General features: G+C 46.8%; 20 protein-coding genes and 1 pseudogene. 15 read left to right on the plus strand and 6 right to left on the minus strand.

Features of this window, described 5'->3' with window-relative positions; genetic code table 11:
* The first annotated feature begins 234 nt into the window (after window positions 1–234).
* The 4 genes from ACOTWU_RS22960 to ACOTWU_RS22975 all read left to right on the plus strand — a co-directional run bounded on the left by ACOTWU_RS22960 (window position 235) and on the right by ACOTWU_RS22975 (window position 5,406).
* Window positions 235–1,575, plus strand: coding sequence for an ISNCY family transposase (locus ACOTWU_RS22960; RefSeq protein ID WP_000589001.1), 1,341 nt, complete (start codon window positions 235–237; stop codon window positions 1,573–1,575).
* 421 nt (window positions 1,576–1,996) lie between these two features.
* The gene (locus tag ACOTWU_RS22965) at window positions 1,997–3,235 is read left to right on the plus strand and encodes an IS110-like element ISEsa2 family transposase (protein ID WP_000219087.1); all 1,239 of its coding nucleotides are present in this window, start codon (window positions 1,997–1,999) and stop codon (window positions 3,233–3,235) included.
* Window positions 3,236–3,710: 475 nt separating this feature from the next.
* A complete protein-coding gene (locus ACOTWU_RS22970) occupies window positions 3,711–4,283 on the plus strand; it encodes a cytochrome b/b6 domain-containing protein (RefSeq protein WP_001515348.1) in 573 nt (190 codons plus the stop codon).
* Window positions 4,284–4,482: 199 nt separating this feature from the next.
* Complete coding sequence (locus ACOTWU_RS22975) at window positions 4,483–5,406, plus strand: cation diffusion facilitator family transporter (protein ID WP_000167917.1); 924 nt, start codon at window positions 4,483–4,485, stop codon at window positions 5,404–5,406.
* Between the two features lie 121 nt (window positions 5,407–5,527).
* On the opposite strand, the pseudogene ACOTWU_RS22980 reads toward ACOTWU_RS22975, so the two are convergent.
* Window positions 5,528–5,644: pseudogene (locus ACOTWU_RS22980) on the minus strand (hypothetical protein); the annotation flags it as partial.
* A gap of 24 nt (window positions 5,645–5,668) precedes the next feature.
* On the opposite strand from ACOTWU_RS22980, the gene relB reads away from it, so the two are divergent.
* The 3 genes from relB to ACOTWU_RS22995 all read left to right on the plus strand — a co-directional run bounded on the left by relB (window position 5,669) and on the right by ACOTWU_RS22995 (window position 6,425).
* Window positions 5,669–5,908: a type II toxin-antitoxin system antitoxin RelB gene (relB, locus tag ACOTWU_RS22985; RefSeq protein WP_000534858.1), complete on the plus strand. Its 240-nt coding sequence runs from the start codon at window positions 5,669–5,671 to the stop codon at window positions 5,906–5,908.
* Window positions 5,908–6,195, plus strand: coding sequence for a type II toxin-antitoxin system mRNA interferase RelE (relE, locus tag ACOTWU_RS22990; RefSeq protein WP_000323025.1), 288 nt, complete (start codon window positions 5,908–5,910; stop codon window positions 6,193–6,195). The genes relB and relE overlap by 1 nt, the downstream gene beginning before the upstream one ends.
* 71 nt (window positions 6,196–6,266) lie before the next feature.
* Entirely contained in the window at window positions 6,267–6,425 is a 159-nt protein-coding gene (locus tag ACOTWU_RS22995) for a type I toxin-antitoxin system Hok family toxin (protein ID WP_001447866.1), read from the plus strand.
* A gap of 608 nt (window positions 6,426–7,033) precedes the next feature.
* Here ACOTWU_RS22995 and ACOTWU_RS23000 read toward each other — a convergent pair.
* From ACOTWU_RS23000 to ACOTWU_RS23020, 5 genes are all read right to left on the minus strand, one after another.
* A complete protein-coding gene (locus ACOTWU_RS23000; protein ID WP_000332796.1) occupies window positions 7,034–7,354 on the minus strand; it encodes a hypothetical protein in 321 nt (106 codons plus the stop codon).
* 281 nt (window positions 7,355–7,635) lie between these two features.
* On the minus strand, window positions 7,636–7,839 hold the full coding sequence (locus ACOTWU_RS23005) for a hypothetical protein (protein ID WP_001015183.1): 204 nt from the start codon (window positions 7,837–7,839) through the stop codon (window positions 7,636–7,638).
* A 46-nt stretch (window positions 7,840–7,885) separates the two neighbouring features.
* On the minus strand, window positions 7,886–8,236 hold the full coding sequence (locus ACOTWU_RS23010; protein WP_000743059.1) for a hypothetical protein: 351 nt from the start codon (window positions 8,234–8,236) through the stop codon (window positions 7,886–7,888).
* A 59-nt stretch (window positions 8,237–8,295) separates the two neighbouring features.
* Window positions 8,296–8,898, minus strand: coding sequence for a hypothetical protein (locus ACOTWU_RS23015; RefSeq protein ID WP_012695474.1), 603 nt, complete (start codon window positions 8,896–8,898; stop codon window positions 8,296–8,298).
* A 95-nt stretch (window positions 8,899–8,993) separates the two neighbouring features.
* Complete coding sequence (locus ACOTWU_RS23020) at window positions 8,994–9,938, minus strand: DUF5417 domain-containing protein (RefSeq protein ID WP_000778029.1); 945 nt, start codon at window positions 9,936–9,938, stop codon at window positions 8,994–8,996.
* Between the two features lie 510 nt (window positions 9,939–10,448).
* Here ACOTWU_RS23020 and ACOTWU_RS23025 point away from each other — a divergent pair.
* The 8 genes from ACOTWU_RS23025 to ACOTWU_RS23060 all read left to right on the plus strand — a co-directional run bounded on the left by ACOTWU_RS23025 (window position 10,449) and on the right by ACOTWU_RS23060 (window position 15,700).
* Window positions 10,449–10,625 (plus strand): hypothetical protein, encoded by a 177-nt coding sequence (locus tag ACOTWU_RS23025; protein WP_001371930.1) that lies wholly within the window; start codon window positions 10,449–10,451, stop codon window positions 10,623–10,625.
* 416 nt (window positions 10,626–11,041) lie between these two features.
* Window positions 11,042–12,226, plus strand: a complete 1,185-nt coding sequence (locus ACOTWU_RS23030) for a hypothetical protein (protein WP_001272971.1) — start codon at window positions 11,042–11,044, stop codon at window positions 12,224–12,226.
* Between the two features lie 65 nt (window positions 12,227–12,291).
* On the plus strand, window positions 12,292–12,573 hold the full coding sequence (locus ACOTWU_RS23035) for a hypothetical protein (protein WP_000708863.1): 282 nt from the start codon (window positions 12,292–12,294) through the stop codon (window positions 12,571–12,573).
* A 314-nt stretch (window positions 12,574–12,887) separates the two neighbouring features.
* Window positions 12,888–13,589 carry a hypothetical protein gene (locus tag ACOTWU_RS23040; protein ID WP_004248818.1) on the plus strand — a complete coding sequence of 234 codons (702 nt, stop codon included), beginning with the start codon at window positions 12,888–12,890 and terminating at the stop codon, window positions 13,587–13,589.
* 134 nt (window positions 13,590–13,723) lie between these two features.
* Window positions 13,724–14,020: a hypothetical protein gene (locus ACOTWU_RS23045; protein WP_000856246.1), complete on the plus strand. Its 297-nt coding sequence runs from the start codon at window positions 13,724–13,726 to the stop codon at window positions 14,018–14,020.
* A 44-nt stretch (window positions 14,021–14,064) separates the two neighbouring features.
* The gene (locus ACOTWU_RS23050; RefSeq protein WP_000286108.1) at window positions 14,065–14,502 is read left to right on the plus strand and encodes a hypothetical protein; all 438 of its coding nucleotides are present in this window, start codon (window positions 14,065–14,067) and stop codon (window positions 14,500–14,502) included.
* Between the two features lie 67 nt (window positions 14,503–14,569).
* Window positions 14,570–15,106: a hypothetical protein gene (locus tag ACOTWU_RS23055; protein ID WP_000800251.1), complete on the plus strand. Its 537-nt coding sequence runs from the start codon at window positions 14,570–14,572 to the stop codon at window positions 15,104–15,106.
* Window positions 15,107–15,331: 225 nt separating this feature from the next.
* The gene (locus ACOTWU_RS23060; RefSeq protein WP_000537761.1) at window positions 15,332–15,700 is read left to right on the plus strand and encodes a hypothetical protein; all 369 of its coding nucleotides are present in this window, start codon (window positions 15,332–15,334) and stop codon (window positions 15,698–15,700) included.
* The last annotated feature ends 76 nt before the right edge of the window (window positions 15,701–15,776 follow it).

The raw sequence follows: 15,776 nt of genomic DNA on the forward strand, positions 1-15,776 counted from the left end.
AAATTAAAAGGTCTGAGTCCAATTGAATATCGAACCCAGACCTATGTGCCTCGTGTTTAACTGTCCAACTTTTTGGGGTCAGTACAACCCGAGGCCCCTGTATGCTAGTCACATTCAGAGTAGCCTCTTGCCTGCTTAAATGCAAGGAGAAGAAGGCCATTGTTAACACCAAGCTGTAATGTCCCCTTTGAACCATTCTAAAATGTCCCCAGACAATTCTCTGGGGGATTTTTCATGATCAAAGAGACTGTTACGATGAGTCATAAGGAACTCGACCGACTTCACATTATTCAGGAGTCACTTAATCGCCATATTACTCAGGAACAAGCTGCGGCACGCATTGGCATTTCTATTCGGCAGGTTAAACGTCTGGTGCAACGGTATAGAAATGAAGGGCCTTCTGGTCTAGTTTCCCGCCGACGTGGAAAGCGTCCCAATAATTCCTTTTCTACCGAATTCAGAGCAACAGTAATTTCACTCCTCAAAGGCCGCTACGCTGATTTTGGACCTACGCTTGCGTGCGAAAAATTGCGCGAGATACACGGCTTGTGTTTATCCATTGAAACTCTCAGGAAGTGGATGGTAGAGGAGGGCATATGGCGCGAACGTCGTCGTAAGTTTGCCCGAATTTATCAGCGCCGGATGCGGCGCCCATCCTACGGTGAACTCATCCAGATTGATGGCTCGCCTCATGACTGGTTTGAAGGTCGGGGCCCCAAATGCACACTGATAGTCTTTATCGATGATGCTACCAGCGCTCTGATGGCGCTACGATTCGCTCCTGCAGAAACAACCCGGGCTTACATGGAAACCCTCCGGGGTTACCTTAATGATCATGGCGTACCACTGGCTCTCTATTCTGACAGACACAGTATATTCAGAGTAAATAACCCGGAGCGGGAAGGAGAGTTGACTCAGTTCACACGTGCGATAAAGACACTGGGCATCGAGCCAATCCATGCCAACAGCCCGCAGGCAAAAGGGCGGGTAGAGCGTGCCAATCAGACACTGCAGGACAGGCTGGTCAAAGAAATGCGGCTTCAGGGTATCAGTGATATTGAAACAGCAAACGCATGGTTGCCGACCTTTATTGAAGCCTATAACAACCGGTTTGCTACGCCGCCTCGTATTGCTGATAACGCCCATCTTGATGTACACCATTCTGAAGAGGAACTGGGTTATATCTTCAGCCTCCAGGCGAAGCGCGTTCTCTCCAAAAATCTCACTTTCCAGTACAAAAGCAGTGCGTTTCAGATTCGCAGTGAAGGCCGGGGATATCGACTTCGGCATTCGGTTGTCACGGTATGCGAAAGCTTTAACGGTGAAATTAAGGTTCTGTATGATGGGAAAGCGTTGGGATGGGAAAAATATGTTGATGGCCCGGAGCCTATACCACTGGATGATGAAAAAAGTGTCCATGAACGTGTGGATAATGCCCGTTTTGATTTACGCTCAAAATTCTACGTAAAACCTAAAGCTGACCATCCTTGGCTCACGCGCCGCACGCAAAGTAATCAGCAAGTGAAGCCCCCTAAATTACCCAGAAAGAAGGCTGATCCCGATAAAATGGACTGAAACCAGGCGTTATTCAGTTGAGTGCATATCCAGTCATAGGATAGATTCTTACGTAGCGTTTCTGGCGTGCATTTTCGGGTGGTTTGTTACTGTTTTTAACGGGGACACGTCAGAAACGCGCTCAGGCCGTCTGAGCGGTACGCGTAATGCGGCGTTATGGTAAATAGCCTATGCTAATGTCCGCTAAGAGCGAGATATAGTCATTCGTACCCTGAGAATTACACTTTGAAGTGATTCAGGGTATGCGCTTACTGGTTACGAATATTGAGCGAGAATCATGTGATGATCGCCGCTTTTCTTTCGAGCCAGTAGGTGCTCCACGTTCGCTAACGAATACTCAGGGCATGCAGATAAACTGCTGGCTATATTTCTTTCGAAGAGCGTGGAATGCATACCAATCCCCGATAAAAAGGAGTTGGTGATGACTGTGACTAATCAATTTGCTGCGCACGTTGGTCTGGACTGGGCTGATAAAAAACACGATGTCTGTGTTCAGTTTAAAAACGGTGAACGCGTATTCGATGTGATTGAACATACAGCAGAAGCGCTTGATGCCTGGCTTACTGAGTTACACCAGAAAGTAAAAGGTAGAATCGCAATAGCTCTCGAACTGAAGAAGGGCCCCGTGGTATATGCTCTTCAAAAATACCCCTTTATCACCGTTTTCCCCGTCCACGCATTGTCCCTGGCTCGTTATCGGCAAGCCTTCTCGCCCAGCGGCGCTAAAGATGATCCGCAGGATGCCGAGCTGGCATTAGAGTTAATGCTGCGTTACCCCCAGAAGATAAAAGCTATTGAACCCGACAATGCGGATATTCGCTTACTTCAGCAACTGGTTGAGCAACGTCGTCAGTTGGTTGAAGATAAACGACGCTTTGTGAACCGGATAATCAACACGCTTAAACAGTATTATCCTCAGCCACTGGAGTGGTTCTCACATCGGGGTAGCTTACTGTTGTGTGAGCTGATTATCCGGTGGCCCAGTCTGCAACAACTGAAACGAGCCAGACGCGACACGATCCGCAACTTTCTGAATGCCAAAGGTGGTCGCGCTATGGCCCTTACCGAGCAACGTGTTGCGAGTATTGATAATGCGATCCCATTGACTACAGACCCGAGTGTTATAGAGGCTAATGCTTTGATGGCAGCAGCACTGGCGACACAAATTAAAGTCGTGAGTGAAATCATCAAAACCTATGACGAACGAATCGAAACGCTGTTTGACACATTGCCAGATGCGGGGCTGTTCAAATCACTTCCGGGCATGGGACCGTGCATGGGCCCACGGATGCTTGCTGCACTTGGTGATAATCGTGACCGGTTTAACAGCGCTGAAGAAATTCAAAACTACGCAGGTATAGCACCGGTGACCGAACGAAGCGGCCAAAAATCATGGGTTCACTGGCGATGGCAATGTGCCAAGTTCGTCAGGCAGACCTTTGTTGAATGGGCTGCCAAGACGGTTAATTCATCATACTGGGCCAAACTGTATTATCAGGGCCTTAGAGAAAAGGGCAAATCTCATCAGTCTGCGATCCGGGCACTGGCGTTCAAATGGATAAGGATCATTTACCGCTGCTGGAAGGCCAGAACCTGTTATGACGAAGCGAAATATTTGCTGGCTCTCGAAGCGAGACACTCGCCCTTACTGAAGCCATAAAAAGCTTGTCGAATGTCTCAGGGCGTGAAGCGGACATTGCAGACTGCCCAGTAGAAAAAGTGCTATCAGAATTATCTAAAGGAAGATCGTATTTACCATGTCTCATTCTAACTGTTTAATAAATTACAAAAATTAAAATTTCCATTTAATATCATCGCGTTAAGCAAGAGAATTAAACCTCTCATTTAATTTATGATTCTTATTTAATTCATGAGTTGGTGTAAAAATAGGTTGCCGCACTATAGAAAGACACATATTTAAACCCAGCAGGAAATCATATTTGAAAGTAATGTGTTTAAGGGGCTGCGTAACAAGAACAGCAAGTAAACACATAGTAATAACAGTTACCATTCCCATTTCGCAAGTGGCCATATCAGAGGTGAACTAATGCCTGCTGCAATTTTAAGAATTAAGGTTATCCTAATAATTCTTTTGTATGATTAAGATCATCGATAAATTTACTAAGGACTCATTAATGAAATTGCGACTCTGGAATCTATTACCCCATGATTACGCTCCTTTTTTTCGTATTCTTCACATCATTGTGGCATTTCTAATATTATCACAAATTATTAACTCTAATCTGACAGAGACCGAAGCAATTGGTGAACATAGTCTTGAAGGAGTTATAACCTGGATGCACATTATTTCAGGGTTAGGACTGATTATTTGTGGTTTTATTATGTTAAGTTGGATGCTTACTCAAAGAGGTTTTACTTATTATTTTTCATGGGTAGGGCTTGACTTTAGTGGTATTAAGCAAGATATAAAAACGTTGACTAGTTTCCGACTGCCCGATGCACATTCGGGAGGTATTGCCAGTACAATCCAAGGATTTGGAGTTCTAGCATTGCTAATTGTAGCACTTTCAGGTGGCCTATGGTTCTTGTTGAATACCATGCAGTCAAATCTGGCTGAAACAGTAATCCACTGGCATAAGTTCTTTACTACTTTCATTGAGGTCTATTTTTATGCACATGGTGCAATGGGAGTTTTGCATATTTTAATTGAAAAATATAAAAGCCGCTCAGTTAACCTAAGTGACTAATCTGTTGTGAGATAATATTACTTCAAGTTGAAGAAAACCCTAAAAATAAAATTTAGTTTACTAGAAGATGAAACAGCACTTGCAGAGACTTTTTAATTAAATTTAATAAAAACGAAAAAATATTCATGGCGAAATGATTGTTTAATTATCTATCATGGATAGAAATGTGAGTTAGTCGTCCTATTTTAGGAAGTTAATAATGACTAAAACAAAAGGGTTACCTCGTCCGCTGACGCACTACGCTTGGCTTTCCATTGCCACGGCTATTGCCACTATCGGACTCAAAGGTGTGGCGTGGAAAATGACCGGTTCGGTCGGTCTGCTATCTGATGCCATCGAATCCGTAGTTAACCTCGCAGGAGCCCTAATGGCGCTCTGGATGCTGACCTTGGCTGCGCTTCCGGCCGATGAGAACCATGCATATGGGCACGGCAAAGCCGAATATTTCTCGAGTGCTTTCGAAGGATTTCTGATCCTATTGGCGGCAGCCAGTATCGCCTATACCGCAGTTGAGCGGATGTTAACTCCACAGCCGCTTGAGGAGATTGGTCTCGGATTACTGGTTTCAACAGTCGCATCAATCCTTAATTTTGTGACGGCTCGCATTTTGTTAAGGGCTGGCAGGCAGCACAACTCTATCACTCTTGAGGCAGATGCTCATCACCTGCTGACCGATGTCTGGACGTCGGTCGGTGTCATTTTTGGTGTCGGACTGGTTTATCTGACCGGCTGGTTTTGGGTCGATCCGATCGTTGCATTGCTGGTCGCAGCCAACATCGTTTGGACTGGTTATCAGCTTATGAGTCGTTCAGCTGCAGGTCTGATGGACGTATCGCTACCCACGGAAGAACTCAAAAAAATCGAGTCACTGCTGGCAGGATATCGTGAACAGGGGCTTGATTTCCATGCACTACGTACACGCCAGGCTGGCGGGCGGGCGTTTATGACAATGCACATCCTAGTTCCTGGGCGATGGACTGTTCAATATGGGCACGACTGGGCCGAGCGTATAGAGAATGATATCCGCACCGCACTGCCTTTTATCCATATCACCACTCATGTGGAACCGTTGGAAGATCCCGCGTCAATGAACGACCAAACGCTCGACATTTCTGATCACTAAACTAACCACATGTCGCTGGTCGGGCAGGGTAACAAACCTCGCTCTACAAAAATTTCAGGTATTCTCTATAATTCTGAGGGTACTTGATGTGACCTGCGCCCAATTGTTGGGCACGCAATATTTTTAAAAAGTCCGCTTCTGGCACAAAGCGGACAGTGATCACCGTTCTTACGACTACTTTCTGACTTACTTCGTGACTTGCCCTAAGCATGTTGTAGTGCGATACTTGTAATGACATTTGTAATTACAAGGGGTGTAAGACATGGGTAGCATTAACCTACGTATTGACGATGAACTTAAAGCGCGTTCTTACGCCGCGCTTGAAAAAATGGGCGTAACTCCTTCTGAAGCGCTTCGTCTCATGCTCGAGTATATCGCTGACAATGAACGCTTGCCGTTCAAACAGACACTCCTGAGTGATGAAGATGCTGAACTTGTGGAGATAGTGAAAGAACGACTTCGTAATCCTAAGCCAGTACGTGTGACGCTGGATGAACTCTGATGGCGTATTTTCTGGATTTTGACGAGCGGGCACTAAAGGAATGGCGAAAGCTGGGCTCGACGGTACGTGAACAGTTGAAAAAGAAGCTGGTTGAAGTACTTGAGTCACCCCGGATTGAAGCAAACAAGCTCCGTGGTATGCCTGATTGTTACAAGATTAAGCTCCGGTCTTCAGGCTATCGCCTTGTATACCAGGTTATAGACGAGAAAGTTGTCGTTTTCGTGATTTCTGTTGGGAAAAGAGAACGCTCGGAAGTATATAGCGAGGCGGTCAAACGCATTCTCTGAACCAAAGCATGACATCTCTGTTTCGCACCGATGGTGACACTTCTGCTTTGCGTTGACAGGAGAAGAAGGCCATGAAAATGCCGAACCAACCCATTGTTTTGTGCATATTAATAGTTTGTTTAACGCTGTTGATATTCACCTGGCTCACACGAAACTCGCTTTGCGAGTTGCGGATGAAAGACGGAACAAGGGAGGTATCTGCTATCCTGGCCTACGAATCCGGTAAGTAGCTGACAAAGAGGGGGGCAACCCCCTCTTTTCGGGGTGTGGATTAGTATGCCATCGGCACCTTTTGAAAGGGTTTCTCCAGTCGGGGAAACCCTTTTTTCCTCCCGTCTTGTGGCATATAGCCTTTTGTATAAATCAAGAACCAGACCCAAAGAGTCCCACTTCACGCAAACCGTTCAAAAGCCTTAGCGTAATCCAGTCGGGAAAAATTTCACCGGTGCTCGTCCGGGCACGTACCGGAAACAATGGACTTCTCACTGGTCGGTAGCTCATAGAACGTAGCCATTGCGGTCAGTCCTTATTCTGTACCCAGTAGAGTTTTATGGCCGTCTGGCAAATCGTTCAAACATTGTCATTTCTGTTCTCGCTGCATCCGGTCAAATGATACGGTGAATTCAGCTCATGGGCATTCGCATCGCAGTCTACGAAGGCACCAGAAGTTTGAGGATGTTACGCAAAGAACAGTTATCAGGTTTGCTGGTGGGCGTAATGCCTACCTCTACTTTACTTCATAGGGATTCTTCTGCGGGGAAGCAAGAATTGACTCAACGTTGTCCGGTCGTACCAGATTTGTCGCGGAAAGCGCCTTTTTGTGAGGGGGGCCGCAGCGCTAAACCTTTTCCTGGAACGACATGAAGGACAGCAGAGCGTCCGCCCTGGAGGACAGCTCAATACAGTCTCCACGCTGCGGTTCTATCTCTTCGTCAATGGTTTCATTGTACCAAATACGCAGCCGCCATCCCTTCGCAGGGAAAGCGCTCTGCATCGCCAGGACCATCCCCTCCGGCGACAGCAGTTCTCGACAGAGGTAGCAGGCCCCGATCCGGGTTGAATCCCGCAGCCACATTACGGGATACTCTTTAACCAGTTGGTCATACACGCATTCTGCCATATGAAAGTAATTTTCGTCAGCCCTGCAAAAATCACACATTCGATTTCCTTAAATGGTGTTCATCGAGATAATTCAGAAAGTTGATTCGCCAAACTACGGGGCATTTCTTTAATGGCGGAGCTTTACATCACTATTTCTGTCATTTTCAAATCCGCCGGATACAGCAATAATTGCACCGAACAGCGGTTTGAACTGCAATGCATCCGTAGGGTATGCGACAATAATAAGGCTCTTCCCGTACTCTTAAAAATGGAAGAGTTTAAAACCCATACTGCTGGGATGAGCGAAGCACGGTACATTATGCCAGCGTATAAGGGCCGTCATAACTTGTTTTTTTCTAGAACACGGCGAAGTTTTCTTACCTGGGAAGCTGTGGAAAGCGTACCGGTTCGGGGATGGCATGCGCTTGCCTTTTCACCTGGTTTGAGTACATAGGCTAATGCCAGCTCGTTCAGAGCCGCCTCAGCTTTCAACAGGGCCTCAATGGCCGTGTTCAGGTATACAGTTCGGCTCTCATGGTTCATCAGGATTTTCCTCACAAGGGTAAAAATGACAGGCGATACCTGCCGTTTACCCTTTGTCTCCGTTAAGAATGGCATCACGGCAGGCTTCCCAGATTACCTGGGCATTAGCATCACACTCCACGAACCCGCCGCACTGATCGTATATCACCTGGTATACCTCAGGGGGAATCTTCCCAGGCGCAACCGGAGTTGAGCGTTTGCCTTTATGAATCTCATCTGCGGTATCACAGACAGCGTCGAGATGCCGCGACATCCACTCAGATAATTTCAGACCCTCTCGATTTGCCTGTTTTACATAGCGAACCTTTCTGGAAACCGTAGATCGCATCTGAATCTGTGTCACAGCTGGCACATCTTCTTTCATGGCATTCTGTAATGCAGCTTTGGGCTTTTTCATGTTCATGGTTGCTTTAAATTATTCTGGAGTTCGTCTGATATAAATGCTGACGTGATCTGTCAGCGTTGCTTAAATAGTTTATCGCCTTCCGCCAGTTCGCCGTTGAGCTGTTCAATCACGCTCCAGATGAGCCGATCATCCGGCGTTGAGCCTGCACACTCTTTCACGACCGCCACGGGTCTAAATTCTTCAGGGTCTGCCTGCCCGGAGGTGAAGAGCCTGCTCTCAATCCAGTGGGCCCCCTCTGTGCAGCAGTGGCAACTGGTTTCAGGTGGTTCATCCAGACCGTCCACTCCACAGGCTGAGCAGGTGAACAGTTTGCGAGACCCACCAGCCAGTGGCGTATCGCAAGCTGCTGGAAGTGCGCCAGCATTGCGCCAGTACAGCACATGATTTGAATCGTAGCAGTGTCCATGAAGCAGAAGCGAAACGCCGCAACTGCGAGTTTCAATGGCTTTGCCTGTGCCAAGGTATTGCCCGATCTCGTCCCATACGTCCACTAAGGTGTCAGGCAGCGGACGCGTAACAGGGAACTTAGCGCAGTCGTCCGGGGTGCCTTTAATGCAGCAGAGGGCCGAATACGCAAGCTCCTGCATTTCGTAGGAGTACTGACCACATACCACGCGTTCCAGTTTGTCGATTAGTTGTTCTTTATTCATCATACTCAGCCTTATTAAACAAATTCATTACGCCACTGGCACCATCTGGCCGGAGCAGACTGCGGCCCGGTAGTAGAGCCGCAGGGGGTGTCGCTGGACTAACAGGTGCTCAGTGAGTCCCGCACTTCCTCATGACTGGTCATTTTCAGAAGAAGCTTTCCAGGGCAGCGTGGTTCCGCCTGTGAACGGGTGACGTCTTCGTTGATTGCCTGGATATGAGCAGATTCAACGGTCCGACGCTGTACGACATGGTTGCTCAGGTTGAATTCGCACTGGAGCCTTCTGGCATCAGAATCCGCGTTCATTGCAATACGTTCATCAAAGCGGCGGTTCATTCGCAGAGCCTCTTCGTGAGCTGCATCAACAAGGGTGCGTCTGGTGACATAGTCGTTACCAGCAAAAAACGATAGCTGAGCGTGTTCCGAAGAGTAGTCGGAGCTTCCCTTACAACGGGCAATCGCGGCTTCAGAGTGCAGGATTAATGAACTCAACCGTGAACAGACGTCATTGATGGTGCCGGTTTTCAGACAGTCGTGGATAAGTGTCCAGGCGGAAATGCTCAGCGGGCGGCTGGTGATCACATAGGGATTGTAATGATCAACCGTTACGATAGTACGCAGTGAATGAAGCGATTCGGACTGCGTACGTAAGTCACGGCGAACAGTACATGCCACCGAGGCAACATCTTTACATTCTTTGTCGGACATCGAGTCCAGTACGCGGATCTCCACCTCTGCCGCCTTTGAGGCGATATGCGCACTAATCTCACCCTTAAGACGTTTGTAGTCAGCCTTGAAGCTTCCCACGCTGTCAATATCGATCCAGTAACCACAGCTGTAACCAGCATTACCAAACTCGTCATCTTTCTCATAGTTCGGACAGCCGTCATTGCTCCAGCCAGCTTTTTCCAGCAGCTCGTCAATAGCGACCAGCTCAGCCATTGGTGCATGTTCGATAATGAAATAATGGACACGGCCCCAGGCATATGCGCGTGAACGGCCATCAACAGAAGTATCAGAAGTCGTCTGACGGGAAAGTTTCATGAGGTACTCCAGTTCTGCCCGGTACCGCCGGGGCGGTGGTGCGAAAGCCGCACCATGAATGACACTATGATCCTCCTAACTTCTATTGTCAATACAATTGAAGTGGCGTTGTATTTATTCATTATTTGGACCCGGCTCGTACGGAACGACCGTCGGGACTTGCCAATTATTCTGCGGTGAGCAGGGGGAAGGGAACATCCCACCGCTTGTTTCAAGATGTACAGCCAAGGAGGGCGCAGAATGCCTGACAGAATCATCGTGCAGCGGTAGCGAAAGACCTGACAAACGGGAAAAGTATCCTTTTATTCCAAAGCCAACCTCAGCTTTTAATGTCGCCAGTACGTTTCTTAAACATGCCAAATCGGTCTCTTATACGGCCGGATGGGCCCGATGAAAACGATAAAATGAGAAACAGAACCCGACACATCGCTGCTCTCTGGGAAAGCCGGTCAGCAGATGGAGCGCCAGGAACTAAATCCGCTGGTTTTAATAATGATTGAGGAGAACAAGATGAAAGATAACAAGACACGTCCTGTAGACTCGTATGCTCATGCTGATTTCATGGAGTCCGTCTTCAGCAACCTCAGGGCTTTCTGTGATGCGGAATGCCAGCGGCTAACTGCCGGTTATCCCCCAACTGTCAAACCAGAACAGCAAAGCACTGACGGCCAGCTGTCGGCGGCATAAATCATTACCTGCCAGTTCGTTCAAATTTCCGCTTCCTTAAGCCCGGGCCAAAAGCCCGGCTCAATCCAAAAACTGAACGTACCGGTTTACCTCTATATCTCCTCAATCCCCTGCGACTTACAAGAGACCCGCACCGGTTTAGCCATTCCTGTCCTGCCACTCTCTCATCACTGGCCCAGACAACCGGAAAAGTAACTTTTCTCTCCGACTCACCTTCTGAACCAGCTATTTTGCTTAAACGTAAAAACGGCCCACTGTTGTGAAGATTTAAAACGGACGGATCGAGTAGTATTGTCTCAGGAATTTTTTTTAAGAAAAGTTACTTTTTCTTCTGTGCAACCTATTAGAAAAAATGTCGAACCTGGTATTGTTGTGTTGTAGCGCAGTTAAACAACCAACCAAAAGAGAGAACAAAAATGTCCGCAATCGAAACTGAAGTAAAAAACAACAGCAACGAAATCAGCCTTCGTGGTTACCTGGAACGCACTGGTAACGGTGCCCGTAAAGGTAACGGCCTTATCATTGACCCTTCGGTTGTTGTAGAGCAGGAAGGCTTTAACACCCGCACGGCCGGTATGGGCGAGCTCTACTATTCAATGCCTCACGTTGTGGAACACCTGAACAGCCTGGCCGATGCCTACATGGAAGACCCGTTCAGCGTGACGCCTATCGTTGTTCAGATGGTTAATGGCGTACCTGTACTGCGTCAGGGGGCTTGCCGTATCCGTTCCATCGCTATTGCAAACCGCCAGCTGGAAGCAGAAGGGCGTGAACGCATTACTCGTATTCGCTGCGAAGAGTTTCGCGGTAGCGCTTCAAAAGCAGAACTCTTCACCCTGACCGGCAACTCCAACCTGGCGCTGTCTGTCGTAGCTGAAGCGCTTTCAATTAAGCGTCTTGTTGAAGATAAAGAAGAGCCTAAGACCTTTGCGGAACTGGCAAAAAAACGTGGTAAATCAGAGCAGCATCTTCGCCAGATGGTTCGCGTACTGGACCTGCCTTCTGAACTACAGACCATGCTTGTGAGCGATCAGGTGAGCATGTACGTTGCGCTGGACGAGTATATGTACAGCGGTGAGGATGCGGTAGATAACATCAACAAGGCGATCTCCATCTATGGTAAAGCGACGAAAAACACGCTGAAATTCGTCAAAGCTGCCAAGGTAGAAGAGCGCATGGCAGATCCGCAGACTCCGGAAAACTCCGGTGATGAGCAACCGGCAGGTAATGCTACCGTTAACACCCCGGTACCGGATCAACTGAATGATGAAAGCAATACAGAGACGCTGGTTACGCCACCGGTACAGGAACCAGCTCCGGCTCCAAAGGACAGCGCTCCTAAACAGAACCCGGCAGGTAAAGCACCATCCATGTCCAGCGTTCTGAACAAAAAGACCGTGACCGTCATTGCCGACACCGCGATCCCGATTTTTGAACGTATTGCTGAAGAAGCCAAGCTTAAAGAAGGTGAATCTGTCAGCACTGATACTTACACGCTTGTTCTGACCAATGATGAAATGAACGATATCATCAATGCTCATGCTGACCTGAAAGAGTACCTGCGTAAGCATGCTGAGAAGATGAATAAGGGACAGGCATGATTTTCTGACCGACCCCTCCATCCGGACGGGTCGGTAACTTTTTCAGGACAAGGGGAAACAGGGCAATGAAGAAGGCTTTTATCAACGTAGACAAGACTAACCCACTGCCAGTCCTGACGGATTCGGTGACCCGGGTAAGTATTCAGTGCACGGCAAAAGATGAAAACGGGGCAGGGATCGAAGTGAACATCCTCGACCTGATTCAGGATCATGATACGGATGAAGTGAAAGTGCAGTTTGGGAGCTCGCCTGTTCAGGCTCTGGCGATGCTCCGCCGGGTTATGACAGCACTGGAAAAGCAGGCAAATGCAGAACTGCAACAGAATTCCTGCTCGCGTATGCAGTAAACGGTAAAAGCAGAATGTTCCCTACTGGATAAACCCGGTGGACCTCACGGAGAGCAAGTCACCGAATGGTTCACTGTTAAGTGATATACATCCGGATTTATAAGGTTTTGCAGCATCCGAATAGGCAATAAATAGAATTATTTTGATTTATCTCAGCAAGGAAATGGAAAGCTACCAGATTTTAGGATAGCGAAATGCCTGTATCGCTACTCTGCTGAATTAGAAATGATTTTAAACGCAATGCATAATGATAGAATAGCAATGCCTTTAATTATTTGTCACGTCTGAATTATATGTAGACTTACGGAGAGGATATGGTAATTACTTATTCATTATCGGAAACGTTTAATATGTTTTTACGCGAGATTATTGCATCTGGACTTGCAGTTTTTTGCGCATGGTGCGTTTTGTGTCTTTTCTCTGATCAGGAACGAGGTAAAGAGGTTCCTGTTTCTATGAAAAAAATAACTTCAAAGTCAGCTTTCTCCTACTTTATCAGTTCTCAAATTGCCGCTTTTATTATCTCCTTGTTGGGTTCAATCTTAAGCACGAAATGGGACAACATCGTCTGGAATGATGAAATAAGACAGTTTTATCTGCATGTAGGATTTGGGCTGGTAGCTTGTGTATTCTGTCTGCTTGTAATCTTGCATGAGAAATTTATCAAAAGAAATTTAAATGTTTATTCTGGTTATTGTGGTTCACTGGCAGTTAGTCTCACAGGAATCTTTGTACTTTGTGCGTTATATCTGACATTTTCATTACCATTTCATTATGAAGAACGTCTACTTAATGATGCATCCTTGGTGGCTTCGGATGGCGTTGAAAATTCAGTCGTTTTTGCAGACGGTCGTTACTGGGTTTTTGAACTGGGCTTACCATATTTCAAACAGTCATTGCTCAAAGAGGTAAGAAGGGGCAGGTACCAGCTAATCTGCACTACAGAAAAAAAAACAACATGCTGGTCTGGCAAAAAACTTCCCGAAAAACCAACCTCTTTGAAAGCTAGTTCATAAAGATTTAAACTGCTCGCTTAAATCCACACTGGTCCAATTTTGAAAATTTATTGTGTTTTTAAAAGAAATTACAGTGTGGGTTATTAGCCAGTAGGTCGGAGTTTTATATAATACCCAAAAACACAGGAGGTATTATGAAAACCAATCTGGCCTATGCATCTAATTGCTCCGATTCTGTCTACTCCTATATTTATCAGGCACTGCAACAACGCTCTGGTGCCGAGAATGAAAGCCTTTATCAGCAGGCCATTTCCAGCTGCTGCACAGATAAACAAAAAAAGAAACTGGCCGGGTATTATGCCGGTCCATGGCAGCTGCTATTCAACGCGTGGTGTAACAATCGCGTCCCTAACACAGCGGTGCTGGCCCTTTTACTCCAGCAGTGCTTATCTCATTTCCAGTGCGAAGAAGTGATCGCAGCCTGGCAGTAACCCTATCAAGCCCCTTCGTATAGCGGAGGGGCAGGAGATATCTCATGTACAGAAACGACAGAAACGTGGATTCCTTCAACCTGGTTAATGCTCTTCAGCCGGTCTTTCGTAACACCGGCTGTGGGATGTTTGAATATGATCGTAAAAAGCAGAATGAAACCGCTGATTCAATCTTACGAGCGTTGGCGTTAAATGCCGATTTCGCGAGGGCCTTAAAACAGTACGTCCGGATTAATTCTGTACGACGGGTTGTTCAGTTCGATGACGGCTCGGTTCGCTATGGTATTCATGCCGAATTTGAAGGGCATAATAAAATTAATTCCTTCCGTATTTTTAAAGATGAAGATACAGACGCATTTGACTCCTATTTTTATTCGGTTTGCGATAATAAAGCTGAGCTGGTGGATTTTAAAATGGACTCTCTCGATATTCAATTGCAGGCAGTTTTTGAAAAGGTGACAGGTATTTTTCTGTCACATTAAATATTCAAATTTTCAATCCTCGGGCTGATAGACAAAAAACGCACTTTAGAATATAGATGAGATGAATATGAAAAACGTAAATATTTTGGATACCGATATTGCGGCCATTAATGCTCTTTCTGGCGTAGAACTGACTGACTTTCTCACTGCCGGGTATCAGGTAAACTGGTTAGGAGAAAGGGAGGTTTCGCTGGTGGGCTTTCCGTGTTTAGCAAGCAACAAGCAGCCGGTAGAAGTTGGTCCCGGCATTTTCATTAATCGCGTGTACAGCAGAGACAGCCAGTCTCTGAGCGGGAAATTGCGCTATGACCTGTCTAATGGTCTGGCAACGAGTGCATTTTCATTTTTCTCCCAGTCAGGCTGGTATGGGGGATTCCGTGTCGTATCTTTCCGTGACAACGGGCCAGCTGCGTTAATCAACATTGGTATTGTCCATGAGAATGTTTTGAATGCATTTTGTGCTGACTTCCCCCGGGCCAATGTGAGCGTAACCCGTTTTCATTGTGGCATGACGCTTGAGCAGATCCGAATGTTCATTTCAGACACTGCTTACGATATGCCGCTTTATAACAACGAGTCTGACTTTCGCAGGCTCGCCAGTTAGCATGGAGGCTGACTTCAGTGCTTACGCCTAAAAGCCGGTGAGCGAGGTGGCGGAACCGGTTGGCTTCGCCCAGTCTTACTTACTTCTCTCAAGGTACTGCGCTGCAAGCGTACGTAAAAAAAGTAAGTAGCTAAATGGCGTGAGCGATTAGTTCTATACGGGAAGAAGTCATAGTATTCTGAAATGATAGTTATCTCATACGAACGATAGTAATGGAGTTTCTTAATGGGCGTTGATATCTGCTGGCGATTTCAAAGGGAAGAAAAGCCTGGTAAATGGATTAATTTATCAAGCAATTATAAAGGGGACCGATCATATCTCCACTTTGCCTGGCTCGGATTTGATGTAGATCGTGAAAGGGCGAGCACATCAGCAGTTTTTATCCACGCATTACGCGGATTACCTGATGATATACCGTCCGAAGATGATGATTTATTCGGTGAACATTCATACTCATGGCTGACTTCGGAAGAAATTTTGTCAGCCATACCACCCGATAACGCCGGAGAGGTGATCCAGGAATTTGTCGAAGAAGTAAAGCGTCTCCACGTGGAGAACGGCAGCGTCCGTTTCGTCTTTGGATTTGAAGGGTAACCCGTAAGAAAGTAGCTATCTTACCCGGCTAGGTCTCCAATCTCTCAGATGCTCAAAGAGGGCCGGGCATGGTGCC

The organism is Enterobacter cloacae complex sp. GYL001, assembly GCF_049237125.1.
In the GTDB taxonomy this organism is placed as follows: domain Bacteria; phylum Pseudomonadota; class Gammaproteobacteria; order Enterobacterales; family Enterobacteriaceae; genus Enterobacter; species Enterobacter hormaechei_C.